Here is a 1,506-nt window from a genome sequence, read left to right as displayed (position 1 = left end):
TTCTTTATCGATGCCCAATACCTGTCCAAAACCTTCGCAGGTAGGGCAAGCACCGAAAGGATTGTTGAAAGAGAATAAATTGGGGACAGGTTCCTCGAAAAGAATTCCGTCTAATTCAAATTTATTGCTGAATGTCGTTATTGCCGATTCATCAATTAGTATTTGCATTTCACCTTCGCCCTCATAAAAAGCAGTCGAAATAGAATCTGTGAGCCGATGGATATCCTCCTGCGTGAAATCTTTTTTAATTACTCTATCGATCAAAACATATACATCAACTTTATTGAATCTTTTTTTTAAATCTTTCTTCTCTTCCGCTAACAAATCTTCTATCTGCATTAATTCGGTAGATTTTTGAAGAAATATTATTCTTGAAAATCCTTTCTGTACAAGTATTTGAAGCTCTTCAGCGATATCTCTACGGTTGTTTTGTTTAAACTTTGTAAGAATGTAAATCTTCGATTGTTCATGCACCGAATTGATGGCTTTTAAAACATCGCCGACATCTTGTTTTTTGACTTCTTTCCCACTAACCGGTGAAATCGTGACTCCGACACGCGCATACAACAAGCGCAGGTAATCATAAATTTCCGTCATACTACCCACGGTACTTCGGGGGGTGCGTGTTGTAACTTTTTGTTCAATGGCAATAGCTGGGCAAAGTCCCTTGATATAATCTACATCTGGCTTATTCATTCGCGCCATAAATTGGCGTACATAGGCATTTAGACTTTCAGCATATCTGCGTTGCCCTTCAGCAAAAAGTGTATCTATGGTAAGGGATGATTTTCCACTGCCAGATACGCCGGTAACTACAATAAGTTTATTACGTGGAAAGACCACGGAGATATCTTTTAGGTTGTGTGTACGAGCGCCTTTTACGAAAATATCATTTTTATTAGCTTCTTTCTTTACGGATTCTTTTGTCCTCATAATTATGGTTAAAGTTAAATCAGCAAAAAATTAAAACATAATTTTTTTATTAAATGATTTTTTTGAGGACACTAACCGCGCATCAAAATTGAAAAAATAAATAAAAATATCAATAAATGAAAAATTTCTTTACTTTTGTTCAGACCAGAAAGCGTATTGCCACAATTGTACGTTAAAGCTTCATACTGCTTAGAGCATAATTTAAAATATTATGCTTAAAATTTGCTCAAAAACATAGTGAAAATCATTGCGTTTTGACATTTTGCAGCTATAGGCTTTAAAGAAATTACACAATTGACTAATAAAGGAGGAATAGATATATCTTTATGGCGTATGCGGTATTCTTTGCTTCCAATTGGAAAATTGGAATAAGAAAATGGTACAACTTTATCTAGTTTTTGATCTATGCTGTTTAGCGAATATTCACAACCACAGAGGCCTGCTTATGAAGCGGGCTTTTGTTTTGTGCGCCCGGCATGGTGCAATTCTAGGAGGTGAAAGTCCTCTATAAGCCTTGTAAGGGATCATGTCAAAATGTTGTGGAGAAGGGGGTAAAAAAATGGCTGCCGACAT

General features: G+C 36.0%; 1 pseudogene. It reads right to left on the bottom strand.

The features are described from left to right. Window positions 1-933, bottom strand: a pseudogene (locus ACQR30_RS13005) (excinuclease ABC subunit UvrA); the annotation flags it as partial. Window positions 934-1,506: the final 573 nt, after the last annotated feature.

Origin of the sequence: Arachidicoccus sp. (genome assembly GCF_050436765.1) — a bacterium.
GTDB lineage: Bacteria > Bacteroidota > Bacteroidia > Chitinophagales > Chitinophagaceae > Arachidicoccus.
This window is presented reverse-complemented; position numbering and strand designations above follow the sequence as displayed.